The sequence below is a fragment of the Priestia sp. HNGD-A6 genome (genome assembly GCF_045784335.1).
In the GTDB taxonomy this organism is placed as follows: Bacteria; Bacillota; Bacilli; order Bacillales; family Bacillaceae_H; genus Priestia; species Priestia zanthoxyli.
The window spans coordinates 3,976,290-4,001,321 of the sequence record NZ_CP138621.1; the positions used below are offsets into that span (position 1 = coordinate 3,976,290).

The 25,032-nt window shown below is 38.2% G+C and carries 26 protein-coding genes and 1 riboswitch; of the genes, 23 read left to right on the forward strand and 3 right to left on the reverse strand.

Annotated elements, in window-relative coordinates; all coding sequences use genetic code 11:
- Nucleotides 1-206 precede the first annotated feature (206 nt).
- From ilvA to SCI76_RS20305, 7 genes are all read left to right on the forward strand, one after another.
- Entirely contained in the window at nt 207-1,478 is a 1,272-nt protein-coding gene (gene ilvA, locus SCI76_RS20275) for a threonine ammonia-lyase IlvA (RefSeq protein ID WP_013084697.1), read from the forward strand.
- 161 nt (nt 1,479-1,639) lie between these two features.
- Nucleotides 1,640-1,891 (forward strand): YpmP family protein, encoded by a 252-nt coding sequence (locus SCI76_RS20280; protein WP_013058743.1) that lies wholly within the window; start codon nt 1,640-1,642, stop codon nt 1,889-1,891.
- Between the two features lie 169 nt (nt 1,892-2,060).
- Entirely contained in the window at nt 2,061-2,903 is an 843-nt protein-coding gene (locus tag SCI76_RS20285) for a DegV family protein (protein ID WP_048019885.1), read from the forward strand.
- Between the two features lie 150 nt (nt 2,904-3,053).
- Nucleotides 3,054-4,670, forward strand: coding sequence for an ATP-binding protein (locus SCI76_RS20290; protein ID WP_328179556.1), 1,617 nt, complete (start codon nt 3,054-3,056; stop codon nt 4,668-4,670).
- 24 nt (nt 4,671-4,694) lie between these two features.
- Entirely contained in the window at nt 4,695-5,273 is a 579-nt protein-coding gene (locus SCI76_RS20295) for an SCO family protein (protein ID WP_028415127.1), read from the forward strand.
- Between the two features lie 236 nt (nt 5,274-5,509).
- Nucleotides 5,510-6,394, forward strand: a complete 885-nt coding sequence (locus SCI76_RS20300) for an SGNH/GDSL hydrolase family protein (RefSeq protein WP_048019887.1) — start codon at nt 5,510-5,512, stop codon at nt 6,392-6,394.
- Between the two features lie 12 nt (nt 6,395-6,406).
- Nucleotides 6,407-6,979, forward strand: coding sequence for a YpmS family protein (locus SCI76_RS20305; RefSeq protein ID WP_028415126.1), 573 nt, complete (start codon nt 6,407-6,409; stop codon nt 6,977-6,979).
- Between the two features lie 32 nt (nt 6,980-7,011).
- Here SCI76_RS20305 and SCI76_RS20310 read toward each other — a convergent pair whose 3' ends face one another.
- Nucleotides 7,012-7,767, reverse strand: a complete 756-nt coding sequence (locus SCI76_RS20310) for a DUF4397 domain-containing protein (protein ID WP_014458542.1) — start codon at nt 7,765-7,767, stop codon at nt 7,012-7,014.
- 214 nt (nt 7,768-7,981) lie between these two features.
- Here SCI76_RS20310 and SCI76_RS20315 point away from each other — a divergent pair, with 214 nt between their 5' ends.
- From SCI76_RS20315 to SCI76_RS20375, 13 genes are all read left to right on the forward strand, one after another.
- Nucleotides 7,982-8,143: a hypothetical protein gene (locus SCI76_RS20315; protein ID WP_168761226.1), complete on the forward strand. Its 162-nt coding sequence runs from the start codon at nt 7,982-7,984 to the stop codon at nt 8,141-8,143.
- Nucleotides 8,133-8,558 (forward strand): hypothetical protein, encoded by a 426-nt coding sequence (locus SCI76_RS20320; RefSeq protein ID WP_230624675.1) that lies wholly within the window; start codon nt 8,133-8,135, stop codon nt 8,556-8,558. Before SCI76_RS20315 ends, SCI76_RS20320 begins: the two co-directional genes overlap by 11 nt.
- 87 nt (nt 8,559-8,645) lie before the next feature.
- The gene (locus tag SCI76_RS20325) at nt 8,646-8,819 is read left to right on the forward strand and encodes a YjcZ family sporulation protein (RefSeq protein WP_080518349.1); all 174 of its coding nucleotides are present in this window, start codon (nt 8,646-8,648) and stop codon (nt 8,817-8,819) included.
- A gap of 153 nt (nt 8,820-8,972) precedes the next feature.
- Nucleotides 8,973-10,310, forward strand: a complete 1,338-nt coding sequence (locus tag SCI76_RS20330) for a PAS domain S-box protein (protein WP_407544216.1) — start codon at nt 8,973-8,975, stop codon at nt 10,308-10,310.
- Between the two features lie 280 nt (nt 10,311-10,590).
- Nucleotides 10,591-12,060: an NAD(P)/FAD-dependent oxidoreductase gene (locus SCI76_RS20335; protein ID WP_221832099.1), complete on the forward strand. Its 1,470-nt coding sequence runs from the start codon at nt 10,591-10,593 to the stop codon at nt 12,058-12,060.
- A 602-nt stretch (nt 12,061-12,662) separates the two neighbouring features.
- A riboswitch (cyclic di-AMP (ydaO/yuaA leader) is annotated at nt 12,663-12,817 on the forward strand.
- 180 nt (nt 12,818-12,997) lie between these two features.
- Nucleotides 12,998-14,233 carry a dicarboxylate/amino acid:cation symporter gene (locus SCI76_RS20340; protein WP_063248364.1) on the forward strand — a complete coding sequence of 412 codons (1,236 nt, stop codon included), beginning with the start codon at nt 12,998-13,000 and terminating at the stop codon, nt 14,231-14,233.
- Nucleotides 14,234-14,341: 108 nt separating this feature from the next.
- Complete coding sequence (locus SCI76_RS20345) at nt 14,342-15,691, forward strand: aspartate aminotransferase family protein (protein ID WP_048019888.1); 1,350 nt, start codon at nt 14,342-14,344, stop codon at nt 15,689-15,691.
- Nucleotides 15,692-16,393, forward strand: coding sequence for a CoA transferase subunit A (locus tag SCI76_RS20350; protein WP_028415119.1), 702 nt, complete (start codon nt 15,692-15,694; stop codon nt 16,391-16,393).
- Nucleotides 16,378-17,040 (forward strand): 3-oxoacid CoA-transferase subunit B, encoded by a 663-nt coding sequence (locus tag SCI76_RS20355; RefSeq protein WP_029715086.1) that lies wholly within the window; start codon nt 16,378-16,380, stop codon nt 17,038-17,040. Before SCI76_RS20350 ends, SCI76_RS20355 begins: the two co-directional genes overlap by 16 nt.
- Before the next feature lie 13 nt (nt 17,041-17,053).
- Complete coding sequence (locus SCI76_RS20360; protein WP_221832101.1) at nt 17,054-18,319, forward strand: peptidase; 1,266 nt, start codon at nt 17,054-17,056, stop codon at nt 18,317-18,319.
- Between the two features lie 26 nt (nt 18,320-18,345).
- Nucleotides 18,346-19,194: a putative beta-lysine N-acetyltransferase gene (gene ablB, locus SCI76_RS20365; protein ID WP_063248363.1), complete on the forward strand. Its 849-nt coding sequence runs from the start codon at nt 18,346-18,348 to the stop codon at nt 19,192-19,194.
- Between the two features lie 67 nt (nt 19,195-19,261).
- Nucleotides 19,262-20,674 (forward strand): lysine 2,3-aminomutase, encoded by a 1,413-nt coding sequence (gene ablA, locus SCI76_RS20370; protein ID WP_028415115.1) that lies wholly within the window; start codon nt 19,262-19,264, stop codon nt 20,672-20,674.
- Between the two features lie 14 nt (nt 20,675-20,688).
- Nucleotides 20,689-20,967 carry a YokU family protein gene (locus SCI76_RS20375; RefSeq protein WP_013058725.1) on the forward strand — a complete coding sequence of 93 codons (279 nt, stop codon included), beginning with the start codon at nt 20,689-20,691 and terminating at the stop codon, nt 20,965-20,967.
- A 35-nt stretch (nt 20,968-21,002) separates the two neighbouring features.
- Here the strand turns inward: SCI76_RS20375 and dat are convergent, their stop codons facing one another.
- Both dat and SCI76_RS20385 read right to left on the reverse strand, forming a co-directional pair.
- Nucleotides 21,003-21,848, reverse strand: a complete 846-nt coding sequence (dat, locus tag SCI76_RS20380) for a D-amino-acid transaminase (RefSeq protein WP_028415114.1) — start codon at nt 21,846-21,848, stop codon at nt 21,003-21,005.
- A 121-nt stretch (nt 21,849-21,969) separates the two neighbouring features.
- The gene (locus SCI76_RS20385; RefSeq protein WP_013058723.1) at nt 21,970-23,007 is read right to left on the reverse strand and encodes an acyltransferase family protein; all 1,038 of its coding nucleotides are present in this window, start codon (nt 23,005-23,007) and stop codon (nt 21,970-21,972) included.
- Between the two features lie 408 nt (nt 23,008-23,415).
- Here SCI76_RS20385 and SCI76_RS20390 point away from each other — a divergent pair, with 408 nt between their 5' ends.
- The 3 genes from SCI76_RS20390 to SCI76_RS20400 all read left to right on the forward strand — a co-directional run bounded on the left by SCI76_RS20390 (nt 23,416) and on the right by SCI76_RS20400 (nt 24,984).
- The gene (locus SCI76_RS20390; protein ID WP_013058722.1) at nt 23,416-23,631 is read left to right on the forward strand and encodes a YozE family protein; all 216 of its coding nucleotides are present in this window, start codon (nt 23,416-23,418) and stop codon (nt 23,629-23,631) included.
- A 230-nt stretch (nt 23,632-23,861) separates the two neighbouring features.
- The gene (locus tag SCI76_RS20395; protein WP_013058721.1) at nt 23,862-24,548 is read left to right on the forward strand and encodes a hypothetical protein; all 687 of its coding nucleotides are present in this window, start codon (nt 23,862-23,864) and stop codon (nt 24,546-24,548) included.
- A gap of 265 nt (nt 24,549-24,813) precedes the next feature.
- Nucleotides 24,814-24,984 (forward strand): YozD family protein, encoded by a 171-nt coding sequence (locus tag SCI76_RS20400; protein WP_013058720.1) that lies wholly within the window; start codon nt 24,814-24,816, stop codon nt 24,982-24,984.
- Nucleotides 24,985-25,032: the final 48 nt, after the last annotated feature.

The window sequence follows — 25,032 nt, forward strand, 5'->3', positions numbered from 1 at the left end:
TACCTGTTATAGCATCAGCTGCATGTAGAAAGTATGGGCAATTTTGTAAGTCTATTTAGCGTTTGCTAAACATATGTAAAGTATGTGGACAGTAAAATAGTTGGAAAAGTTTTTTTAGTCATTATTAATGAAAAATAATGATTTTTCTAAATTTTATGTGATATAATGTACAAATTAATAATGGTAGAACAGGAAGGAAGTTGGTTATGAAACAACAAGTAGATAATCGAACAAAACACGTACATTTAGAGGACATCATGATTGCAAATCAATTGATTAAAGATGTTGTTGTGCATACACCACTACAGCGTAATGACGTTTTGTCTGAACGATATGAATGTAATATCTATTTAAAACGTGAGGATTTACAGGTGGTGCGCTCATTTAAAATCCGCGGTGCGTACAATCGAATCAAAAAGTTATCCCCAGAAGAATTAGAAAATGGAATTGCCTGTGCAAGTGCAGGAAACCACGCACAAGGTGTAGCGTATGCGTGCCGTCATTTAAATATCGATGGTAAAATCTTTATGCCGAGCACAACGCCACGCCAAAAAATTAATCAAGTGAAATTTCTAGGCAAAGATAACGTAAAGGTCGTGCTAATCGGGGATACGTTTGATGATTCTTATGAACAAGCTATTGCATGCAGTGAAGAGGAGCATCGAACATTTATTCATCCATTTAATGATGTAGACGTTATTGCAGGACAGGGTACAGTAGCCGTTGAAATGTTCAATGACTGTGAAGATGAAATTGACTACGTATTTGCGGGTATCGGCGGGGGCGGATTAATTTCCGGTGTCGGCACATACGTAAAAAGCATCTCGCCTCAAACAGCTGTGATTGGGGTAGAACCAGCAGGCGCGCCTGGTATGCAGACATCTTTAGCAAATGGAAATGTAGTGACGCTACCGGCAATCGATCCATTTGTAGACGGAGCGGCTGTTAAAACAGTTGGAACGCTTCCGTATGACATCAGTAAAGAGCTTGTGGACGATATTGTAGTTGTTCCTGAAGGCAAGGTTTGCACAACCATTTTATCTCTATACAATGAAAATGCGATTGTAGCAGAACCAGCAGGAGCTCTTTCGATTGCTGCTCTTGACTCATACCGTGAGCAAATTAAAGGAAAAACGGTTGTTTGCGTCATCAGCGGAGGCAACAATGACATTGGACGTATGCAAGAAATCAAAGAACGTTCGATGATTTATGAAGGATTACAGCATTATTTTATCGTTAACTTCCCTCAGCGCGCAGGAGCTCTTCGTGAATTTTTAGACGAAGTGCTTGGACCGACAGACGATATTTCACGCTTCGAGTATACGAAAAAGAATAACAAAGACAGCGGGCCTGCACTTGTGGGAATCGAGCTTAAGCATAAAGAAGATTATTATCCACTAATTAATCGTATGGATAAAAAAGGATTTCCTTACACAGAAATTAATAAAGAAAGCAACTTGTTTCACTTATTTATTTAAATAGAAGGTCGTTTTAAAAAGGAATGCTTCATCAACTGTCGAATAAGTTGATGAAGCATTTTTATTTTAAAAAATATTTGTGTTTTCTTTTTGTTTTATCAAGACAGAAAGTACCTCAAGCATTATAATAAAATAAACGGGTAAAAAGAGGGTTGATCGCCTTGCTATTAAAAAGCCTTGAATTTAAACATGTCAGTGGTCAAAAAGTAAAAATTACTGAAATTCCAGTTTTAGAGGAAAATAGCACGTTTCGGTTCATGTTATCTGCAAAACTTGATTTATTTATTAGACAAATCACGAACGAATCAGTTCCGAAGCAAACCTACTCGTTTCAAGAATATTTAAAACGCGTGCTGAAATGGAAAGATTACGAACAGCTCTTTAAGTCTCATGTATTAAAGCATAATGCATAAACGTAAAAGTTGACTTTTCTGAATATTTCAGCAGAGTCAACTTTTTTTGTTGACTTAAAAGGTTGAACATGCATTTTACGAATTAGCAAAACTTGCATTCTATTATAACTATATTGTTGTAAGCGTTCATGTTATACTAGTTTGCAATGCATCTTATAGGGGTGAACACATGTCGAAAATTAAAGTGGTAACGGATTCAACAATTGATTTAACGTTGGAAGAAGCTGAAAAATACGGTATTGAGATGATACCTTTATGTATTAATATTGATAATGAAACATATTTGGATCGCGTGGAATTAACGCCGACAGATTTTATTGAAAAAATGAAAAATTCAAAAGAATTACCAAAAAGCTCTCAGCCGGCTATTGGTTCTTTTGTTGAAGTATATGAACGATTAGTGAGTGAAGGGTATGACGTCATTTCCATTCATATGACTGGAGGAATGAGCGGAACCGTTCGAGCAGCTGAAAGCGCGGCTCAAATGGTGGAAGGAAATATCACCGTTGTTGATTCTATGTACATTACAAAAGCTCTTTCTTTTCAAGTCTTTGAAGCGGTGAAAATGATTGAAGAGGGGCATATGGTAGAAGAAATTGTCGCGCGCTTGGAAGAGGTGCGTCAAAATACGAATCTTTTTGTCGTAGTCGATACGCTTGAAAATTTGGTTAAAGGTGGACGTATTGGACGTGGAAAAGGGCTAATCGGTTCTCTTTTAAATATTAAGCCAATTGCTTCCCTAGCTGACGGAGTATACACTCCTGTTGCTAAAGTGCGCAGTCATTCTCAAATTGTTAAGTTTTTAACGAAGCAGTTCGAAGAGCATACAGAAGGAAAAAGTATTAAAGGAGTAGGGCTTGTACATGCAGATGGACTTGGGCTCGCTTCTAAGCTAAAAGAATCAATCGTGAAGGCAAGAGGCTATACGCAATTTTCGATTGAAGATACGACGCCTATTATCTCGACGCATACGGGTATTGGTGCAATTGGTTTTATGTATTTTGCTGAATAAAGTGAGTTGCTTTTTGCAAGTCACTTTTTTGGCTTTCTCTTTTTTGGAAAAAGGAGAAAGAGAAGTGGACGAACGTGTGATATAATAGAATCAACTTTCTACCAGCGAATGCTGTGCTGGTTACTATTCTTTTGAATCCGGAGTATACCGATGAAAAAATATATTCGAAATTTGAGTGTGTTTAACAAAACGGTTTTATTTTCTACTTTAATTGTAGTTGCCCTTGGAGTCATTTCTTTAGCCATTAGCTATCAAGTTCAAAAAAAAATGGCAAAAGAGACGTTAACACAGCATGTGTTAATTATGGCCGATTTATGGAGGGAGTCTTTATCTAAACAAGACGTAATAGCAGCAGTGGATTCAAGGAACGGGCCGATTCCTGAAAAAGCCGAGCTAGAAAAGCAGTTCAGAAAGATTTATGAATTGCATCCGTCGTACTTGCAGGGATATATTATGACGACCGAAAAATTCAAATCGCATGGAAATAAGATTATCGTAACAGCGAATAAGAAAATTAAGCAATCGCTAGAGCCGTCCATGATTTATTATGGGGGAGAAGAATTTTACAAATCATTTAAGGAAGCAGAACGAAAAAAGAAAAATATCGTAACATCTACATACAAAGACGAATTCGGGACGTGGATAACCGTTTTATCGCCTATTACAAACAGCTCTGGAAAAGTTGTGGCTATTCTTGGTGTAGATGTAGATGCAAGCGCTATCTATATCTATCAAAAACGTTTAATTGTGTCTTTGGTCGTTGCGTTTACGCTTCTGTTTACCTTCATTATTGTGATTCAAGACTGGGGACTAAGGCGATTAATGTCGCCCCTTGGGGAATTAATAGAAGGAATTCAAGCGGTGAGTCAAGGGAAATTTGATGTGAAGCTGACACACGAAGATGATTCTGAGTTAGGGAATGTACACACAAGATTTAATGAAATGACCGAGCGGCTGCAGCAGCTTTTTCATCAAGTGTCAGTAACAAAAGAACACCTGAATGTAGAAACAGATCTCAGTCATACAAAAGACGGAATTACCAAAGCGATTGATGAATTGGAAGTTATTATGGAAAAAACGAGGATGCAAAAGGAATTGCAGCGAGCGGAGAAAATGAATGCAATTGGCCAATTAGCTGCTTCTGTAGCGCATGAAATTCGAAATCCTATGACGGTGGTAAAAGGGTTTTTGCAGCTGTTTCAAGATAACACAAAGCTTTCAAACACTGAATTAAGTTACATTCATCTTATGATTAATGAAATGGACAGAGCAGAAGCGATTATTCATGACTATTTATCGTTAGCCAAGCCGGATGTTCACCAGCATCGTTTTATTAACTGCTTGGAGTGTATTACAAGCTTAGTAGATTTATTATCTTCTTATGCTTTATTAACAAACAATATACTCATAGAATTAGACGCAAAAGAAGAGATGTATGTTCGCGGCAGCCGAAACGAATTGAATCAAGTTCTGCTTAATATTATGAAAAATGGAATTGAAGCCATGAGGGCTGGGGGAACGCTTCGAGTGGGGCTTTACAAGCGAGAAGGGCATGTACATATTCAAATTGAAGATACTGGTATAGGCATGACCAGTGAACAAGTAAAGCGGCTGGGAACAGCGTTTTATTCTTTAAAAGAAAAAGGAACAGGGATTGGTCTGATGGTTTCTTATCAACTGGTGGAACAAATGAATGGAAGAATTGAAGTGGAAAGCATACCAGGAAAAGGTTCAACGTTTATCTTGATTTTCCCTAGCTATGACTAAACTTTAACCGTGCAGGAGGAACATATGAAAAGCTGGTCTTATAAATTGTTTTTTTTACTGCTTATTAGTTGCATGATGTTAACAGCCTGTGGTTCCAAAATAGAAAATCCGCTTAATTGGAAGATGGACTCTTTTTCTTATGTTAACCAAGATCAAAAGAAAGTAGGGCTAAGTCAGCTGAAAGGGAACGTTTGGGTAGCTAACTTTATCTTCACAAGCTGCGAAACCGTATGTCCCCCAATGACGGCTCATATGGCTAAATTACAAAAAATGGCTAAGGATGAAGGTCTGGACGTTCGCTTTGTTTCATTTAGCGTAGACCCTGAAGTGGACACTCCTCAGAAAATGAAGGACTATGCGACTAAATTTGGCGCTGATTTTTCGAATTGGGATTTCTTAACGGGCTATAAACAAGCGGAAATTGAAAAGTTTGCGCTGGATCAATTTAAGATGATTGTGAAAAAGCCGCAAGAAGATCCGCAGGTTATTCACGGTACGTATTTTTTTCTAATTGACAAAGATGGAGTGGTTCAAAAATCTTATCAGGGAGTGACTGATCCTCCTTATGATGATATGATAAAAGATATTAAAACCCTTCAGTAAGAGCTATAAAATCGTCAAATCTATCCGCCAAACACAGCTATCTTTACAGTGATGTGTGAGCGGATATTTTTATGAAAGAAACATGCTTATCCTTTTTTTTACATATACTATATATAAGAAACGTAGTAAAATATCAACTTGACATAGTATGATAAGATATAAAGATATAGTTATTCAGAGCGGTAAGCAGTATTGCTTGTGACAGCGAGAATACAGCATAGTTAGTAGGTGTTATGATGAGAAAATGGAAAAGTATAGTGATAAGCAGTATGAGTGCGGTGGTGTTAGCGAGCTGTTCGACGACGACTTTTTTGCCAACGGACAATAAAGAAGAAGCCGTTCAGAAAGAAGTGGATTTAACACCTAAAAAGCATATTCCGAAAGGCTTTTTCCCTGTAGATTTAGATATTGTAGCCATTGGCGACTCATTAACTGAAGGAGTAGGAGATGAGTCTAAAAAAGGCGGTTATGTACCATACTTAACTAAATACCTTTCTAAACAAAATGAAGTGCAAAATGTACGAACAGAGAATCTAGGCAAAAGAGGAAACCGGACGGATCAGCTATTAGCGAGGTTAAATCAGCCGGGAGTAGCAGCTGAAGTATCAAGAGCAGACATCGTTTTCTTGACGATTGGCGGCAATGACGTGATGAAAGTGGTAAGGGATTACTTTTACAATATCTCAATTAAGACGTTTGAATCACAGCAGTCAAAATATGAAAAACGTCTTAATGACGTGTTTTCACGCATACGTAAGCTTAATCCTAATGCCCATATTTATTTAATCGGTTTTTATAATCCATTCTTTAAATCGTTAAGTGATGTGAAAGAAATTAATGTCGTTATTAATGAATGGAATGCGGCAAGCGAGAAAATTGCTTCTAAATATGATAATGTAAGTTATGTAAAAATTGATGATATTTTTTATGATTCTGACGTAAATTTATTAGGGAAAGACGAGTTTCACCCTAATAAAAAAGGGTACAAACTAATGGCTGAGCGCATTAGTAAATCAATGGAGGAAGAAGATCCTCTCGTTGGAGACCAGAAAAAGGAAACAGCAGAAGAAGTTACATCTGATGAAAAAGAGAAAAACACGAAAGAGAGTGGGAACGAGTAAGGAGATTGTTATATGAAGAAGTGGAAAACCCTATTTATCGCGTTATTAGGGATTAATGTTCTAGGGGCTATCCTTATTATTGCGTTTATTTTTCAACCGGTTGACAAGGTCAATCCAACTCCCTCTGAAAAAGTAGAAGGAGACGCAGAACTAACTATTTTGGCTAAAAAAGCGGACTTAAATGTACTGATTGATAAATATTTAAAAAAAGAATTTAAGAATCAGCCGCTTAACTACAAAATTACTCTTACCGATGTAGTAAGAGTAGACGGAACGATTCAAGTATTCGGCGATGATATTAATATTCGAATGACATTTGATCCGATCGTACAAAAAAATGGAGATATTGTGCTTGAACAGCAGTCACTTTCTGTTGGGAAGCTGCAGCTGCCTGTCCGCACAGTGCTTCGATACGTAAATAATAATTTTGCGCTACCAGAATGGGTAACAATCGATCCAAAGAATGAATCAGTATACGTAGCGTTACAGCAGATGAAGTTAGAGAGTGATTTTGCTGTAAAAGTACAAAAGTTTGATTTGAAAAATGATGATATTCGCGTACGTTTAATTTCGCGCAGTGAATAAAAAAAACCTTCCAATTTGGAAGGTTTTTTTTGTTAACGGTCTTGGGAAATCAGCGCTTCTAATGCAGGACGGTTTTTAGCAAATCCGACGGCATATACCGTATATGTTCGATTCGGGCGAAGGTTCAGTGCCGGGATTTCGAGTACTACATTTTTGGTTCCTGCTATGCGCACACTAAGTTGAACATGCATGGGGGATAAAGGCAAATATTTTGTGACTTCTTTAAACTGTACGCCAGAAAAAATGACGTCTCCGCCTCTAGCCGCAATATCCACAGCAGGAGCATCAGGAGAAAGGTGCACAAACCGAAGCTTCGTTTCTCCACTTGGTACATCCGTATTGTCATAGATAAATAATAAATCAAGCTTGTTTAGCTCATCTACCGCCGCTACCGTGTAATTTTGGTTTCCTTCAAATGTAAATGATTCCGTTAAAACAGGTCTTCCCGTTTCTCCAGCGGGATAAATAGAAATTGTGTATCTTCCAGGTTCTTGTAATTCAATATAATCTGTTTCTTGTTTATAAGTTAAGTTGCGAATCACTCGTTTGTTGTTAATATAAATATCTACAGATGGAGAATCTGGAGAAGCGTGAAGTATACGAATTTGCGGCGGATTTACGCGTAAATTCGTATTTTCAGAAGAAGTTAAGATGGCCTGCTGGATATAGTACAAATGCTTTTGATAATAATGAATATGCTTAGATGGATCACTATACTTATAGTAGTTAGCTAGAAAATCGTATTTCATTGCTTTTTTAATATATTGATCAAAGGAATAATTAGCCATATGTTCAGCTCCCTTATTGTCGGAGTATAAAAACATTTCCATACGTAACCAAACATATGCTAAAACTCATAATTTATGCCGATCACTGATCACTCTCGAGACCTCCAAGAAGAAACAATGAGCCAAACGCCCTCTATGTGCATATACTGAATCAAATTATTGACTGAAGGCTTATTGTACGACCGAATTTAGTATAGGAAAAAGGAGTGAGAGCATGCGTGATTTTTATGCTCGGATGCTACGGTTAATCATGTTAAGTTTTTTACTGCTGCTACTTTTAATTCAATTTACAGAGCGCTCTACTTCATTTAATCACATTACCCCCGCGCTAAATAAAGTAACCGAGCGAATTGAGATGATTACCTATGATCAATAAATGTATGTTTTCTGCGTTTCGATATGTACTTGTTCTTTATGCAATTTGCTTTACATTTTTATTTGTTAGTACAGTTCCAAGCCTATTTGGTTTCACCGTGACTGTTCAAGAAACGGATTATCACCACCTGCATCGCGGAGATATAGTTGTCTTTAGAGACGAATCATCTTCTTCAAAGAATGAACTTGTACTGGCCCATAATCAAGACCCTGATGTACTGGTTACAGCTCAAAGAAATTCTTTGCCTGCTTCTTTTAAAGTGATTGGAAGCTACGCATACCATCTCCCGTATATAGGGGTCATTATTGAGTTTATGAAAGATTTTACTACGCTACTGGTGATGGGCAGTATTTTACTTTTGTTGTTTTCGTATACGCTGCAGCCCAAAAGGCGAATATGGCGTAAGAGAAAGTAAAAAATGGGCGAATGCACATACAGGACAATCAACTAACGCATATAAAGTACAGTGTACGAAATGAAAAAAACAAGAGGAGAGATTGCTATGTATAACTACGATTGTTACGACCCATGCCATCACGGAGGCTATCACCACCTATATGATACTTGCCACTATCCAATTGGCGGTTATCATCATTGCGGAACGGGCCAGTCATTTGCATTAATTGTTGTACTATTTATTTTATTAATCATCATTGGCTGCACTTGTTTTTGCTGATTAGGTCTCATTTGCTCGCATGTGCGAGCTTTTTATAAAAGATGGAAAAGGACAAACTTACATATAAATTGTTTAAATAATAAAAAAATTTTGCCAAATCAACATTTACCATATTATACTATAGCTAGTAACTCAATAAGCGAAGGTGAATATATGGAAAAGGAAAAAGTATTTCAACAGCTATTTTCAATGTCATTTACACCAATGCTCGTAATGAATATGGATGGCGATATTCAAATTTTAAATGAAGCTTGCTGCCACCTTTTTAAAACGACGGAGGAACGGCTTCTTTCCTGTAATGTATTTGAAGAGCCAAATCGCTTTTTTATTGAAAAGCATGAAGTGGAACCGTTAAGAAAGCAAGAGGAAGAAGTTGTTTTACTTAAGAAAAAAGTAGATCAGCAGTTTCCGATGCATATCCATATTCAGCGCACGGAAGAAGATATTCCGCTCTTAGTTGTTCAGTGGAAAGAGTTTTCCTCAAGCATTGAAAAGCAAGAGGAAGTCATTCGGAAAATGAAGCAATATAAGCAGTTTGTCCAGCAAAGTCAAGATGCATTTATTGTAACGAGAGAAGGCAGAATTCAATATTTGAATCCCGCTGGTGTTAAACTTCTTGGCGGCGAGAAAAAAGAAGAGTATATCGGGCGTCCTTGGCTTCACTTTATTCACCCCGAACATTTAGAAATTGTAAAAGAACGAATGGTTCAGCTGATGAATGGAATGTCCGTGAGGCCACGTGTTGATGTGAAATTATTGACTAAAAAAGGGGTCGTCATTATTGAATCTTCGGCAACCAAAATTAAGTTTGAAGGACAGGATGCCATTCAGTATATTATTCGCGACGTAACGGATCGAAAAAAATATGATGAAATGGCAAGCAAATCTGAAAAGCTTACAATGGTGAGCAAGCTAGCGGCAGGAGTAGCACATGAAATCCGTAATCCAATGACGGCGATTAAAGGGTTTATTCAGCTGCTAAAAGCATCGAAACAGTATAATGAAGAATACAATGATATTATGCTTGAAGAATTGAATCGCGTCGAATCCATTATTCAAGAATTTTTAACGCTGGCCAAGCCTAAAATTGAAAATTCATACCATCCGAAAAGTCTCAATCAAATCATACGTCACGTGACATTACTATTAGATACACACGCCAATTATAAAAATTGTCGTATTATTAATGAGATTAGTGATGAGATTACAATCTTTTGTGAAGAAAATGCGCTTAAACAAGTTTTTATTAATTTAATTCAAAATGCGCTTGAGTCAATGAGCAAAGGTACAGTTAAAGTTACCGTTGAGAAAAGAAATGAATACGGCATGGTCATTATCGAGGATGAAGGATGTGGAATTGATGAGCAATCTTTAGCTCGGCTAGGTGAACCATTTTATTCCACCAAACAAACAGGAACAGGGCTAGGATTAATGATTAGCTACCGAATAATCAACAGCATCAAGGGCATATTTCATTTGCGAGTAAAGTAGGAGTAGGAACAAAAGTAGAAATTGCTCTTCCGTATATTAAAGAACCAGTGAACATTTCGTAGCGCTTGCTATTCGTTCGCTGGTTTTTATTTGGTTAAAATAAAAACGAATGTTTTTTTTATTTTTTTATTTTAATGTTCGTGTATATTGTTGACTAAAGGGTTTGTTTTTGATATATTATCAAATGGCTAGAAAATAACCGAATGATAATAAAAAAAGAAAATTCGGTCAATAACTTTTATCTTTTACCCAAAGAAAAAAGATGATGGGAGAATGTACAATGAACTCAAATTATGATGTTATTGTGGTAGGGGCAGGACCCGCTGGGATTTTTACTTGCTATGAGCTAACGTTAAAATTACCGGAAGCAACTATTTTATTAATCGATAAAGGACACGATATCTATCGACGTAATTGTCCGATTCTTCAGAAAAAAATTGAAAAATGTCCGCCTGCAGTTGGCAGAAAAGAGTTTGCTGGCTGTTTGCCTGCTTGTTCTATCACAAATGGTTTCGGTGGAGCCGGCGCATATTCAGACGGGAAGTTTAATATCACCAGTGAATTTGGAGGCTGGATGACGGATTATCTGTCTGAATCACAGGTGGTAGATTTAATTAAATACGTGGATGAAATTAATTTAAAACACGGAGCAACCGATACGATTACGGATCCGTTAACTGATAAAGTTCGTGAAATTGAAAAACGCGGATACGCAGCAGGATTAAAGCTATTGCGTGCCCAAGTGCGTCATTTAGGAACAGAGCAAAATTTAGAAATTTTAAAAAGCATTTATGAATACTTAAAAGAAAAAATTGATATGCAGTATAAAACGGAAGTAGCCGATTTAATAACAGACAAACAAGATGGTCAGCATATCGTGCGCGGTATTGAATTGAAGAATGGTGACAGAATTACGGCTGATAAAGTCGTGGTTTCACCAGGTCGAGACGGCTCGAAGTGGATGAGCGACTTACTAAAAAAACGCCGTTTGAAAATGATTAACAATCAAGTAGACATCGGTGTTCGAGTAGAAACATCTAACGTTGTTATGGAAGAAATCAACAAGCACTTGTACGAAGGGAAATTTATTTACAATACGTCTGTAGGTACAAGAGTCAGAACGTTCTGCAGCAATCCTTCAGGGCATGTGGTAGTAGAGAATCATTCAGGGATTATGTTAGCAAATGGACACGCATACAAAGATCCGAAGCTTGGAAGTCAAAATACGAACTTTGCGCTGCTTGTTTCTCATAAATTTTCGGATCCATTTGATCAGCCGAACGAATATGCGCACGAAGTATCAAGATTAGCTAATATGCTGTCAAACGGAGGCTTAGTTGTTCAAAAGTATGGAGATATTTTAAAGGGGCGCCGTTCAACAGCGAATCGAATTAAAGAAGGCTTTTTAGAACCAACGTTAAAAGAAGCTGTCCCTGGTGATTTGGGTTTAGTGCTTCCATACAATACAATGAAAAGCTTAATTGAAATGACAGAAGCACTGGATCATGTAACGCCTGGGTTAGCATCTGAACATACGCTGTTTTACGGTGTGGAAGCGAAATTTTACTCCGCCCGTCCGAAGTTAAACGATAAGTTTGAAACTGAAATTTCCGGTTTATACGTGGGAGGAGACGGAGCTGGTATTACGCGAGGACTCGCGCAGGCAAGTGCGTGTGGTGTGTGGGTAGCTCGTGACATTGTTGAAAAATTAAAGAATCGTAAAGCAAGTTCTGAACCTGTTACTGTATAAAAAAAGAGGCCGTCACGGCCTCTTTTTTTATGGGTTAAATCAACGAGAGGGAATAAGTAAAAAGTAAAGAACTTGTACCGCTCCAACTCCGATAGTTTTATATGATAATTACCCGCTCCTTTTTTAAAAGATAGTAGGAAATCTATACTTCTATCTTGAGCAGAATTAAGTAGAATAAGGGGAATTGATAGTGTCGATTTCTTCGCATCAATAAAGTCAGTGAAATTTTAAGGAGTGTATATCAAGCAGTACAAGGATAAAATCAACAGTTGGAAAGAGTTATTTTTTTGATAAGTAAAATATTTATGGAAGCAGTAAAGCACATGGATATTAGAATAATTATACATATTTATGAATGGTATTAATGAGAAGAAAGTTCACTTTATAAACTATTTTTTGAATTAATTTTTTATCCATTAGATTGTAAGTCTTGTTAAATAGGTGTTTTTGGTTTATTGAAATATGATGTAAATATTTTAAAATATAACAATTCTCAACTTTTTACGATAAAATCATGCATTATTTTTGAATAAAAACTTGACAGAAACATATAAAATGAATTTTAATTAAAGTAACAATTATTATCATGCAAAAATATTAAAGAAAATTATTTGCTTAATCTCTTTTGCTTTATAAGAGAACGGAGGACCCATATTTGTGCGTAATGTACTTGGGGTGAATCTTGAATGAATCAAGTAGGGTAACTCACATACCCGAATCCGACAGCTAACTCCGTAAGCATTCAGTGAGGGAATAACAGGTCTATGAAACCATGATATTCTCATGGTTTTTTGTATAGCTAAAAATATTCCTAAACTATTAATCTGAAAATTTTTAATATATTGTATATTTTGAGTGTTATCGCCCTCAATGCATGGTAAAATAAGTATGGTAGTTAGAATCATTCTAATATAATTTATTTACGGGAGGTAAATCTATGAAGCTATCGACAAAGATTATTATCGCGCTAATTGCTGGTGCTATTGTAGGAGTGTTAATCAATGCTTTTGCTCCAAGTGCTTTTGCTCCGCTGGACAAGTACTTGTTTACACCGCTTGGCCAAATTTTCTTAAGCTTAATTAAAATGCTTGTTGTACCAATTGTGTTTTTCTCTATCACGTTAGGTGTAGCAGGTTTAGGAGATCCCAAAAAATTAGGAAGAATCGGGGCAAAAACAGTTTCCTACTTCCTAGTGACAACAACCGTTGCAATTATTATCGGTTTAATTTTAGCGTATGCAATTAAACCGGGTACATTTGGATCTTTTGATACACAAAACGCTTCTTTTGAAGCTGAAAAAGCACCACCGGTTGGAGAGACATTCTTAAATATGATTCCAGTCAATCCAATTCAAGCGATGGCTGAAGGGAATATGCTTCAACTTATCGTTTTCTCTATCTTTATCGGTTTTGGTATCACGATGCTTGGAAGTAAAACAAAAGGACTTTACAATTTACTTGAGCAAGGAAATGAATTGATGATGTACCTTGTGAATCTAGTGATGAAGTTTGCTCCGTACGGAACATTTGGGCTTCTTGCAACCGCGGTTGGAAGTCAAGGCTGGCAGGCAATTAAAGCGATGGGGCTATACATGATTGTAGTCGTGCTCGCGCTGTTCATCCATTCAATCGTAACATATGGGGGATCAGTCGCTCTTATGGCCAGACGTAACCCTATTGATTTTTTTAAGGGTTTTGCTCCTGCGATGACAGTTGGATTCAGTACATCAAGCAGTAATGCAACGCTTCCGATTTCAATGAATGTGGCGCAAAAAAATCTTCGTGTCCCCGAGTCTATCAGCAGTTTTGTTCAGCCATTAGGTGCAACTATTAACATGGATGGAACGGCAATTATGCAAGGTGTAGCGACTATTTTTATTGCGCAAGTATACGGGGTTGATCTGTCGTTGGGCGCTCTTGTGACGGTTGTGTTGACAGCGGTGCTTGCTAGTATTGGTACAGCAGGCGTGCCGGGAGTTGGTCTTATTATGCTAGCGATGGTACTGAGTTCGGTTGGCCTGCCTGTAGCAGGTATCGGATTAATTATCGGAATTGATCGCTTGCTTGATATGCTTCGTACGTCTGTAAATATTACAGGAGACGCTGCGTGTGCCGTTATTGTGGCTGAGTCAGAAGCAAAGCGTATCGATAAATCTGTAACGCAATCAGCTTAATATGTGTAAAAGTTCTAGCTATATGCTAGGGCTTTTTTTATTGGCAAGAAACTCTTCTTTTCAGCATACAGTTTAATAAGAGTGTGTGTTTGAAAGGAGAGTGCGGAAATGAATAAAACCCATGTGATAAAGCCGCTGCTCGACGACGACTACCCAGTTATTTCATATGGAAAAGGAATTTATTTGTACGACCAAGATGGAAAAAAGTACATAGATGCTTCGTCAGGGGCAGTTACAGCAAGTATCGGACACGGCGTAAAAGAAATTATTGATGCGATGACGGATCAGGCACAGAAAGTTGCGTTTGTATATCGGTCGCAGTTTACAAGCGATCCGACGGAAGCCTTAGCTAAGAAACTATGTGAATTAAGCAGCAATCATTTCCAGTGGAGCTTTTTTGTTAACAGCGGGACAGAAGCGACTGAAACGGCTATGAAAACAGCCATTCAGCATTTTCAAGAGCAAGGAAAGCCAACCAAAACAAAGGTTTTGTCACGCTGGATGAGCTATCACGGTATTACAATAGGAGCGCTGTCTATGTCAGGGCACGTTGGAAGACGAAAACGTTTCTCGTCTTTGCTTGAAGATTATCCTTCGGTTTCACCTCCTTATTGCTATCGATGTCCGTTTCATCAAACCTATCCATCCTGTAATCTTGCTTGTGCACACGAATTGGAAACAGTTATCAAACGAACCGGCCCTGAACATATTGCTGCTTTTATTACAGAGCCCATTGTAGGAGCTGCCGGAGCAGCTCTTACACCTCCACCCGGTTATTATGAAGTGATAAGAGAAATTTGTGATAAATATGATGTGTTATGGATAGCCGATGAAGTCATGACTGGAGTTGGGCGTACAGGCGTGATGTTTGCATATGAGCACTGGGGAGCTAAACCAGACATCATGACGCTTGGAAAAGGAGTGGGAGCAGGATATACACCGATAGCCGTTACGTTAGCTAGCAGCAAAACGATTGAACCTATCATGAACGGATCCAAATTAATTATGAGCGGCCATACGCTAAGCGCTAATCCGCTGTCAGCGGCTGTAGGGCTAGCTGTCTTAGCCTATATTGAAAAGAACGATCTTGTTCAACAAGTAGCGCTGAAAGGAGCCTATTTAGTAAAAAAATTGAAGGAGCTTCAACTTCTGTACCCTATCATTGGTGATATTCGTGGCAAAGGCTTACTGGTTGGTCTTGAGCTTGTACAAAATCCAAAAACGAAGGAGCCTTTTTCATCCTCCGAAAATATGACGGCGCGCGTAATAAGTAAAGCCCATAAAAATGGTCTTCTCCTTTATCCTTCACAAGCAGGAACAGATGGAGTAGAAGGAGACGGTATTATTATTGCGCCACCATTTACGATTACTCATCGCCAACTTGATGAAGCGGTCGTGTTGCTTTCGAAAACATTGTATGAAGTACAAAATGAAAAACAGGGAGATGAGGTGAAATAAGTGACAAAGGTCGAAAACTCATTTCAAAAGATTACAACTGTGGAACAAGCAATTGAATACGTGGATCATGCTGCTACGCTGATGATAGGAGGGTTTGGAGGCGTAGGCAGTCCGCCTTCTCTCATTGACGGCCTTATTGAAAGCGAAAAATCAAATTTCACACTGATATGCAATGATTCAGGCTTTCCTCATATTGGTGCGGGAAAATTAGTAAGTCAAGGAAGAATTCAAAAACTGATCGCTTCTCACATTGGATCGAATCCTGTGGCTGGAACGCTGATGACAGAAGAAAAGCTGAAAGTTGAGTTTTCTCCTCAAGGAACGCTTGCTGAACGGATTCGAGCGGGGGGAGTTGGACTTGGAGGAGTACTGATTGATGTAGGAATAGAAAATGACATTATTCAATTTGGAAAAGAAAAAGTGGAAGTAGACGGCAAGACATTTTTAGTTGAAAAACCGCTCACAGCCGACGTGGCTTTTGTATATGCAAAAAAAGCAGATCCATTCGGCAACTTGCTCTATGATAAAAGCGCTCGAAACACTAATCCATTAATGGCTATGGCAGGTCGTATAACTATTGCTGAAGTGGAGGAAATCGTTCCTCTTGGCGACATTGACCCAGAGAATGTGATGACGTCAGGCGTATTTGTGGATTATATTGTGCCTTCAAAAGGAGTGAATTGGAAATGGGTTTGGGAATAGATATTCGTCATCGTATTGCAAGACGTGCTGCGGCTGAAATCAAAAACGGCATGATTGTTAACTTAGGGATTGGCATTCCTTCTCTTATTCCTAATTATGTACCAAGCGCTGTTCATGTGATGTTTCATGCTGAAAACGGAATTTTAGGGTTAGGATCTTCGCCTCCTTTAGGTGAAGAAGATGAGAATGTCTGCAATGCAGCAGGCTATCCAACAACTACTGTTCAAGGGGCTTCATACTGTGATAGTGCTACAGCCTTCGCGATGATTCGAAAAGGATACGTCGATATGACCATTCTTGGTGCGTTAGAAGTGAGTGAAAAAGGGGATTTAGCTAATTGGATTGTTCCAGGTAAGCGAGTTCCTGGGATGGGAGGAGCGATGGAATTAGCTCAAAAAGCGAAAAAAGTCATTGTGCTAATGAATCATACGAGCAAGACAGGAGAACCAAAACTGGTCAAGACATGCTCTTTACCTCTTACTGCTTCGGGCTGCGTGGGATTAGTTATTACGGATCGGGCGGTTTTTAAAGTAGAAAAAGATGCGCTTCTTCTAACCGAGTTAATGTCTCCTTATACCGTAGAGGATATTTTGAGTTCAACAGAAGCGACAGTTCGCCTGAGTGATCAATTGATTACGATACCATAAGGAGGACCATTACATGAACATACAGCAATCTATTCATAACTGGATGACAGAGCATCGTCAAAGTGCAGTGCGTTTACTCAAGCGTTTCGTAGAAGAAGCAAGCGTACAGGGTTCTGAAAAGCATGCCCAGGCAATTGTCATTGAACGCCTTCGACAGCTGCAGTTAGATATTGATATATGGGAACCAGACGAAAAAACACTTCGTACCCATGAAGCTTTTGCCTCCAACCGTTCTAGTTTCCGAGATAGCCCGAATGTGGTAGGCGTGTTAAAAGGAAAAGGTGGGGGAAAATCCATCATTTTAAACGGACATATTGATGTTGTGCCTCCCGGCGATCTTTCACAATGGAAGGAAGACCCTTATACGGCCGTTGTAAAAGATGGAAACTTATATGGGCGCGGTGCAACGGATATGAAAGGAGGGAATGTGTCGTTACTTTTAGCGATTCAAGCATTAAAAGAGCTAGGTATTTCATTAAAAGGAGATGTTATTTTTCAAAGCGTAGTAGAAGAGGAAAGCGGAGGGGCAGGAACACTTTCCTGCGTGCTTAGAGGGTATAAAGCAGATGGTGCCATTATTCCAGAACCAACCAACATGAAGATCTTTCCTAAACAGCAAGGCTCGATGTGGTTTCGCGTGACCGTACATGGAGTAGCAGCACATGGAGGGACTCGGTATGAAGGCGTGAGTGCCATTGAAAAAGCAGCTGTTGTGCTTACACATATTGAGGGTCTTGAAAAAGAGAGAAACAGCCGAATTACAGACCCGCTCTATAATAAAATTCCCATTCCCGTGCCCATTAATATTGGAAATATACAAGGAGGAACGTGGCCTTCTTCAGTTGCTGATCAAGTAGTATTAGAAGGCAGGATAGGAGTTGCTCCGCATGAAAAAATGAAAAATGTCAGAGCGGAAATGAAATCGTGGCTTGAACTTTTGCCTCAGTGTGATGAGTGGTTTGCTGAGCATCCTGTCGACTTGGAATGGTTTGGGGCCCACTGGCTTCCTAGTGAAATTGAATTAGAGCATCCGCTTATGACCTCTCTTTCGTCCTCTTTTTATCAAGTGAAACAGAAACAGCCGATCATTGAAGCATCTCCTTGGGGAACGGACGGAGGGATATTGTCACAAGTTGGAGATATTCCAACAGTTGTGTTTGGACCAGGAGTAACAGAAGTAGCCCACTTTCCGAATGAGTATATTTGTATTCAAACGATGCTTGATGCAGCAGAAATTATTGCGCTCACCGTAGCAGACTGGTGCAGTATTGCGGACTAAGCTAAAAAGGGAGAGGATACAAACAAATGGCGAAACAAGAAACTATTTGTCAACCAACCTTTGCTATGACTCTTTTTTTAGATGAATGTAACAAGCGTCTGAGAATGGATGATTACCGGGGAAATGTGAACGATATTTACAGCTATATATATAAAGAAATGGATAAGGCAACGTACGAAAAGTGGATTATAAAAGCACGTGCCGAACATCTGTTGGACTGGATGAGCTTGGGATTTTCTTTAGAAGCAACTGTTCCCTACTATTTTAACGGAAGCGACGCGTATCTTTTATGCTACTATACGTCTCAATCCCGCCGAGACAGCGGGGAGACGTTAAAAGAAACAGAGCTGCTTCAAGATGTTTTGAATTTGCCGACATCTGATTATTCTCCTTTATCGAATCAACTGATCATGCGCCGAGCCATTTCATCTGACGCTAAACAACTTTCTCAGCTCTACCGTCAAATCTTCACAGTGTATCCGACTCCCCTCTATGAAGAAGAGTATCTCTCTAGTTTGCTTCAAGAAGATAGTTTGTTTTATATCATCGTTGACAAGAACGATATCGTTAGCGCTGCTTCTGCTGAAATTGACTATGTCTATCACAATGCTGAACTAACGGATTGTGCGACTCTCCCTGCTTACCGAAAGTATGGATTCATGAAGCATTTATTAAGCGCACTAGAGGCGGAGCTAAAACAGAGGCATATTTTTTGTGCATACACAATAGCGAGAGCGCTTTCATTTGGGATGAATGCCGCTTTTCATCAGCTTGGGTATACCTATACGGGACGGTTAACGAATAATTGTTACATTTATAAATCGTTAGAAGATATGAACGTATGGGTGAAGGATCTATCAAAAAGTAAAGGATGAGAAATAATTAACCAATTTATGGGCTGTAACATATAACAATAGTAAATCTTCATAAAGGAGCGATTGTATGTTATATGATTTATATAAGCCGTCCCGACATTGGAAAGATATCGAATTATGGAAAGATGTGCCCGAGGAAAAGTGGAACGATTGGATTTGGCAATTAACAAACACAATTCGAACGCTAGATGATTTAAAAAAAGTCATTAATTTAACTCCTGAAGAAGAAGAAGGAGTGCGCATTTCAACCAAAACCATTCCGCTTAATATTACGCCTTACTATGCATCTTTAATGAATCCAGATGATCCTCGCTGCCCCGTCCGTATGCAGTCTGTTCCGGTTGGCCAAGAACTTCATAAAACAAAATACGATCTGGAAGATCCGCTAGATGAAGACGAAGATTCTCCAGTGCCAGGATTGACTCATCGCTATCCGGATCGCGTTTTGTTCTTAGTTACCAATCAATGCTCCATGTACTGCAGATACTGCACTCGAAGAAGGTTTTCAGGACAAATTGGAATGGGCGTTCCAAAAAAGCAGTTAGATGCTGCGATTGCTTATATCGCCAAAACACCTGAAGTACGAGATGTACTCATTTCAGGCGGTGATGGCTTGCTGATTAATGACAACATTTTAGAATATATTTTGAAAAATTTAAGAGCTATTCCCCACGTGGAAATTATTCGAATTGGCACCAGAGCACCCGTTGTGTTTCCACAGCGAATAACGGAAAATTTATGTGCCATTTTAAGGAAATATCATCCAGTGTGGTTAAATACTCACTTTAATACATCCATTGAAATTACGGAAGAGACAAAAAAAGCATGTGAAATGCTTGTCGATGCAGGCGTTCCAGTTGGCAATCAAGCGGTTATTTTAGCTGGGATTAATGACAGCGTAGCTATCATGAAAAAGCTTATGCACGATTTAGTAAAAATACGCGTTCGTCCTTACTATATTTATCAATGTGATTTATCAGAAGGAATTGGACATTTCCGAGCACCTGTTTCCAAAGGGCTTGAAATTATGGAAGGGCTGCGAGGTCATACGTCTGGCTACGCTGTTCCAACGTTTGTTATTGATGCGCCAGGAGGTGGAGGAAAGATTGCCGTTCAACCAAACTATATTATTAGTCAAAGCGCAAGTAAAGTTGTTCTGCGAAACTTTGAAGGCGTGATTACGACGTATCCGGAGCCAGAAAGCTATGTGCCTGGGCGTGCAGATGATTATTTTCGAGCTGTTTATCCAGAATCGGATGCTAAAGATTCTTCCATCGGCATCTCAGGTCTTATGAATGATGCTCAATTCAACCTTGTACCGGAAGGGTTAGGGAGAGTAAAAAGACGTAAAACATATGAAAGTGACAGTGCTCACGAAAGCCTAAAAGACAAACGTGAAAAAAGAGATGAATTAAAAGATAAAAAGTTTAAAGCTCAATTGAAAAAAGACGGTAAAAGCGACGATGCTCCATCATCTTAAGGAGGTCCTGTAATATGACTGTTCAATGCGCATGGTGCGAAGAAGAAAAAGCGGTAGAAACAACCAATACCGCATACTGGGAATTGCCAGATGGAACGAGAAGTATTGAAATTACTCATATGCCATGTATCAGCTGTTCAGGTTGCGGGATGTCATATCAAGAAGAAGAGATCATAGAAGAAGTGGAAACACAGCTGCTTCTTGTCGATACAAAAAAACTTGATGAATCCATTCGGTATGATGAGCTATTAAAAGTACCAAGATTATTAAAGCGCAACTACTTTAAATTCTAAAAATCCGCCCCTTATTTTGTAAGGGGCGGATTTTCTTATTGATAAGCCTTTGTTCCAGCAGTACGTAGGCTGTATGCGTGCTTTAAAGCTACTGTAACAGGACGAACAGTTGGAAGTTCGACTTCGTCTATTTTCGAAACGGGTAAAAGACCCACAGACGTGCTCGTAATAAAAACTTCATCAGCGTCTTTTAAAAAGGAAGGAGTCATATTTTGTTCTCGGATTTGAATGGCTTGTTCCTGCGCACATTCCAGTACGTTAGCGCGCGTAATACCGGATAGAATTTTTCTTGTGGCAGGAGTCGTGAACAAGACGTTGTCTTTTATCGCAAATACATTGCTGCTCGACCCTTCGGTTATGTATCCGTCTTTTACTAAAATAGCTTCTTTGCACCCTTTAGAAGCCGCAGCTTGTTTGGCCAGAAGGTTAGGAAGTAGGTTCAATGATTTGATATAGCAATTAGCCCATCGTTCGTCTTCCAATAGAAGAGTGGAAATGCCTTTTTCATAGGCTTCTTCAGGTGTTTGGCGAGGATGGCGTATTGTGAGTGCTAATTGTGCAGGTACATCAGGAAATAAATGATTTCGAGGAGCAATCCCGCGCGTAACTTGAATATAAATATCAGCGTCTTTTAACGTTGATTTTTCCATTCCTTGACGAATGATGTCCTTTAGTTCCTGTCTTGAAACCGGCAGTTCAATAAAGATTGCCTTTGCACTTCTTTCTAAGCGGTCTAAGTGACGTTCAATCGAAAACGGAACTCCTTTGTATACACGAATAAATTCATAAACACCGTCTCCAAACTGGTGACCGCGTTCATCAATTGGAATAACAGCCTCGTTAATATCTCTAAACTCTCCAGCATAATATGCTAATTCCATCTTGAAAAACTCCCTTCCTTTAGATATTAAAACGTTAACATAAAATTCAGCAAAATGAAATTATTTACTTGGTTTCTCTAAAGAAAATGAAAAAAGTCATACTCCTTTAGGAGTATGACTTTTATGAAAACGTACGTTTGAATGCTAATGAAAATTTCTGAATGGCTTTTTTAGGTGTAACGAACTGAACGATGAGCTTGGTACCGGTGATGAACCAATCGACAATACGGCTGCCAAGAAGCATCGTTACTAAAATGGACAGTGCGATTAAGACGATAATACCCCATGATGTTGGCTCTAGACTTTTTGAGAAGTCAGTTGTAAAGAACCATTTTAAAATGAAGCCGTGCAATAAATACACGTATAGTGATCGCTGTCCAATGCTTGTTAAAGCAAAACCGCGCGTTGGAATTAAAGCCATAAAGGCAAAAGATACAAGAAAAGCAATTCCATAGTGAGAAACGCGCATTAAAAATTCGGCCACATTGTCGTACGTGTTCGTTCCATACAGCATATCTGTGTAAGCCGTGTCGTCTAAGAAAGAATAGCTTCCAATTAATGTAACTAGTAATACGATGGATGCAATGATTCGATTTCGCGCTGTCAAAAGATTTGTAAAAGGCTCTTGTCGCTGTGACAAATAGTAGCCTAAAAGGAAAAACGGGAAGAAGACAAACATTCTGCTAATGCTTAGAATTTTATCAAATCCGTCAATATCAATGAAGCCCATTGCAAGTCCAAGCGAAATAGAGACAGTTAAGCTAATCCACATTGGGAATTTTGCAAAGAAAGGAAGCATTAATTTCCAAAAAATTAAGCTCAGCAGAAACCACATTGCCCATCTAGGAACCAAATATTGAAGCGTGTACGTTTCATCTGTATAAAGCACACTATAATAAAGAGTATAGATCGTTTGGAAAGCTAAGTAAGGAAGAGCCACCTTTGTAAATATTTTTTTGTAATATCCTTTTTTATGGAAATTTTTTGAGAAATAACCTGCTAGTAAAATAAAGACAGGCATATGGAAAATAAAGATAAAGTGATAAATGGACAGCATTCCGCTGCTATCTGTTCGGTACGGAGAAATCATGTGCCCAAATACAACTAAAAAAATTAATACGAATTTAGCATTATCAAAGTAAGCATTTCGAGTATTCATAGTATTATTTTTCCTCAACATATGCTGATGTAAACCTCCCACCAACAAGATTTATTTAAATGGCGATTATTGTTAGAATAACCTTTCACTACGGAATTAAAACATGAATTCTTCTTTTTTGCAATTACATAAAGGCTTGAGAAACCTGTCGAATCAACGCTTTTGTTATAAAAACGATGTGTTTTTGTTACAAATGTCTTTTTGAAAAAAGAAAAATATTGATATAACAATATTTATTCGTTACGCTAATAGTGAAATTTGTTTTGCAACTGTAACATGAATTTAATATTTTTTGTCCAGTAAAACACTCATATTGCAGTGTTCGACATCTACATATCACAGAAGAAAGTTGTAGATTTCTTGAAAAAATGATAGAAAAGATACACATACCGCTGGAGGGGGAGTACGATGAAATCCTTTTATCACTATATAATGAAATTCCGATCAAATAAAAAACATGATCGAATGGGAGAGTTTGCGCGAAGTGCTTATGATGATCACAGCTTCCCGAAATCTTCAACAGACTATGACGAACTGAGTTCTTATTTAGAGCTCAACGGACATTATTTATCAAGTATGACCGTATTTGATGAAGCATGGGAGCTTTATCAAAATAATGCGTGAGAAAATAAAAAGAGGCTAGAACAACAGTATTTTAGTTGAAGGAAGATCCGAACGATTCATCGTTCGGATCTTTTTATTTTCCTTAGCCTGTACAATAAGCAGAAAAAAATGATAGAGGGCAATAGATAATAAAGGCTTGGTTCTAAAGATGTTATACTTCCCCTTTTTTAGTTACTGCATATAATATTGTAACTTTTCAGTAGGTGTATGTTTACTAAGGAGGTGCGACGATGGCAGGGAAGAAAAAACCTAAATACGGAATTGGTGAAACAGTCGTTGTAACAATATACGGGACCGTTGGCACTATTACCGATATAAAAGTGATGGATGGGATTTTTGTATATGAAATCAACCATAGTGAAGGTCTTTTTTTAGAAGATACAATTGAACTTCTAGAAGAATATGAAGGTCAAATATTAGTACAGGAAAGAGTAGAGCTTGAATATAAATTTTTCTTCGGCGATATCGTCCAGGTTTTTAATTATGGAAAAGAGTTATTTAAAATCATTGGTATTCGAACAGAAATATGGCGTTATAAAGAGGATTCATGGGAAGATATTGTCTATGAATTGTCACGTGTAACAGATGGAGAATGGCTTGAGGCTAGTGAAGAAGAACTCATTCTCGTAACTCCTCATGAGGAAACAGAAAATTACGCTCAAAGTGTTGATATGTTGTATTTAGGTAAAGAAATTAAAAAGACGGAGTTGCTACCAAAGATGAAAAAACAAAACGGTTCTGAAAAAGAAGAAGTGAGGTTAACTAAAGAAAAGCATGAGATTATAAACGGTCTTTTAGATGTGTACAATGATTATAAATTTTTGTATGAGCTTTTTGAAGATGAAGAATACGCTGAAGTCATGAACTTAGTGCTGAAACATTTAAAAAAGATAGCAAAATCCGAACAAGGAAAATAGCAGGTAGATGCCTAATAAATAAAAGATAGCCGAGATAGATCATCACATCTCTCTTAGCTATCTTTTATTGTGTATACGGCGATGGTAATGAAAAAAGAATGGGTATAATTACCTTTCTATTTAAACTGCTGAAATTTTAGACATACTATTGCCAAATTGTTCATAAATGTGTATAAGGTAAAACTTCAAGCAGAAGATGGAGTGAACCTATTTTTAAGAAAAATAAGGTACGCTAATCCGTTCAAACGGGATAAGGAGTGATATTGTGAAAGAAATCGAAGTGGTCATTGATACGGAAGAAATTGCGGAGTTCTTTTACAATGAACTAGTCAAGCGAGGCTATGTTCCCGCTGAAGAAGAGCTAGGCGAATTAGCGGATATAACTTTTGATTATCTCATTGATAAATGTATTATTGATGAGCAAGATGAAGAATAAAAAGATAGATACATCTGTAACGACGGGGAAACTCGTCGTTTTGTTTAT

Bases quoted from the DNA above. Each gene is read 5' to 3' on its own strand.
- ablB (WP_063248363.1), top strand. From the start codon at position 18,346: ATGGCGAAACAAGAAACTATTTGTCAACCAACCTTTGCTATGACTCTT.
- SCI76_RS20325 (WP_080518349.1), top strand. From the start codon at position 8,646: ATGTATAACTACGATTGTTACGACCCATGCCATCACGGAGGCTATCAC.
- SCI76_RS20395 (WP_013058721.1), top strand. From the start codon at position 23,862: ATGGCAGGGAAGAAAAAACCTAAATACGGAATTGGTGAAACAGTCGTT.
- dat (WP_028415114.1), bottom strand. From the start codon at position 21,848: ATGGAATTAGCATATTATGCTGGAGAGTTTAGAGATATTAACGAGGCT.
- SCI76_RS20285 (WP_048019885.1), top strand. From the start codon at position 2,061: ATGTCGAAAATTAAAGTGGTAACGGATTCAACAATTGATTTAACGTTG.
- SCI76_RS20330 (WP_407544216.1), top strand. From the start codon at position 8,973: ATGGAAAAGGAAAAAGTATTTCAACAGCTATTTTCAATGTCATTTACA.
- SCI76_RS20335 (WP_221832099.1), top strand. From the start codon at position 10,591: ATGAACTCAAATTATGATGTTATTGTGGTAGGGGCAGGACCCGCTGGG.
- SCI76_RS20390 (WP_013058722.1), top strand. From the start codon at position 23,416: ATGAAATCCTTTTATCACTATATAATGAAATTCCGATCAAATAAAAAA.
- SCI76_RS20305 (WP_028415126.1), top strand. From the start codon at position 6,407: ATGAAGAAGTGGAAAACCCTATTTATCGCGTTATTAGGGATTAATGTT.
- SCI76_RS20290 (WP_328179556.1), top strand. From the start codon at position 3,054: ATGAAAAAATATATTCGAAATTTGAGTGTGTTTAACAAAACGGTTTTA.
- ilvA (WP_013084697.1), top strand. From the start codon at position 207: ATGAAACAACAAGTAGATAATCGAACAAAACACGTACATTTAGAGGAC.
- SCI76_RS20375 (WP_013058725.1), top strand. From the start codon at position 20,689: ATGACTGTTCAATGCGCATGGTGCGAAGAAGAAAAAGCGGTAGAAACA.
- SCI76_RS20320 (WP_230624675.1), top strand. From the start codon at position 8,133: ATGATCAATAAATGTATGTTTTCTGCGTTTCGATATGTACTTGTTCTT.
- SCI76_RS20310 (WP_014458542.1), bottom strand. From the start codon at position 7,767: ATGGCTAATTATTCCTTTGATCAATATATTAAAAAAGCAATGAAATAC.
- SCI76_RS20300 (WP_048019887.1), top strand. From the start codon at position 5,510: ATGAGAAAATGGAAAAGTATAGTGATAAGCAGTATGAGTGCGGTGGTG.
- ablA (WP_028415115.1), top strand. From the start codon at position 19,262: ATGTTATATGATTTATATAAGCCGTCCCGACATTGGAAAGATATCGAA.
- SCI76_RS20355 (WP_029715086.1), top strand. From the start codon at position 16,378: ATGGGTTTGGGAATAGATATTCGTCATCGTATTGCAAGACGTGCTGCG.
- SCI76_RS20340 (WP_063248364.1), top strand. From the start codon at position 12,998: ATGAAGCTATCGACAAAGATTATTATCGCGCTAATTGCTGGTGCTATT.
- SCI76_RS20385 (WP_013058723.1), bottom strand. From the start codon at position 23,007: ATGAATACTCGAAATGCTTACTTTGATAATGCTAAATTCGTATTAATT.
- SCI76_RS20315 (WP_168761226.1), top strand. From the start codon at position 7,982: ATGCGTGATTTTTATGCTCGGATGCTACGGTTAATCATGTTAAGTTTT.
- SCI76_RS20345 (WP_048019888.1), top strand. From the start codon at position 14,342: ATGAATAAAACCCATGTGATAAAGCCGCTGCTCGACGACGACTACCCA.
- SCI76_RS20295 (WP_028415127.1), top strand. From the start codon at position 4,695: ATGAAAAGCTGGTCTTATAAATTGTTTTTTTTACTGCTTATTAGTTGC.
- SCI76_RS20360 (WP_221832101.1), top strand. From the start codon at position 17,054: ATGAACATACAGCAATCTATTCATAACTGGATGACAGAGCATCGTCAA.